Origin of the sequence: Roseisolibacter sp. H3M3-2 (assembly GCF_029211165.1) — a bacterium.
Taxonomy (GTDB): Bacteria; Gemmatimonadota; Gemmatimonadetes; order Gemmatimonadales; family Gemmatimonadaceae; genus Roseisolibacter.
In genome coordinates this window covers 1-966 of record NZ_JARGEK010000702.1, presented here as the reverse complement: position 1 = coordinate 966, position 966 = coordinate 1, and the positions used below count along the sequence as shown (strand labels likewise).

General features: G+C 79.2%; 1 protein-coding gene. It reads left to right on the top strand.

Going from position 1 to position 966, the window contains the following annotated elements:
- On the top strand, nucleotides 1-966 hold a 966-nt coding region (locus tag PYV61_RS25840; protein ID WP_275836762.1), incomplete at both ends, for a hypothetical protein.

Here is a 966-nt window from a genome sequence, read left to right as displayed (position 1 = left end):
GCCGCGGCGGCGCAGGCGCCGCGGGCGCACGTGCTGGTCATCGCCGGCGCGTCGGGCGAGCCGGCCTACGCCGCGGCCTTCCACCAGGCGGCGACGGCGATCGCGGAGGCGGCGCGCACGCGGCTCGGCGTCGCGGCGGCGGACGTCGAGTACCTGGGCGAGGACCCGGCGCGGGCGCCGGACCGCATCGCGGGGCGCTCGACGCGCGAGCGGGTGGCGCAGGCGCTGGGCCGGGTCGCGCGGCGCGCGGGCGCGGGGGACCAGGTGTGGGTGGTGCTGATCGGGCACGGGAGCGCGCAGGGCGAGGTGTCGCGCTTCAACCTGCCGGGGCCCGACCTGACGGCGGAGGACTTCGCGCGGCTGCTGCAGCCGCTGGCGCGGCAGCGGGTGGCGTTCGTGAACGCGGCCAGCGCGAGCGGCGACTTCGCGAAGGCGCTGGCCGCCGAGGGGCGGGCGATCGTGACGGCCACCAAGTCGCCGAGCGAGCGCAACGCGACGATGTTCGCGACGCACTTCGCGGCGGCGCTGGCCGAGGACGTGGCCGACGTGGACAAGGACGGACGCGTGACGCTGCTGGAGGCGTTCGCCTACGCGAAGCGCGAGGTGGCGCGGAAGTACGAGTCGGAGAATCGGCTGCTGACCGAGCACGCGCAGCTGGAGGACGACGGCGACGGCGTGGCGAGCGACGCCCCGTCGGCGCGGGCGAAGGACGGGCGGCTGGCGGCGACGCTGGCGCTCGGCGTCGCCGGCGCGGGGGGGGCGGGCGTGGCCGCCGGCCCGGTGACGGCGCGCGAGCGCGAGCTGGTGGACCGCGTGGCCGCGCTCCGGGCGCGGAAGGCGACGATGGACTCGACGACGTACGAGGCGCAGCTGGAGACGGTGCTGGTGGAGCCGGCGCGCGCGTCGCGCGCGTCGCGCGGCGGGTCCCCGGCGGCGCCCTCGTCGCCGGCGTCGCCGGCCGGGGGG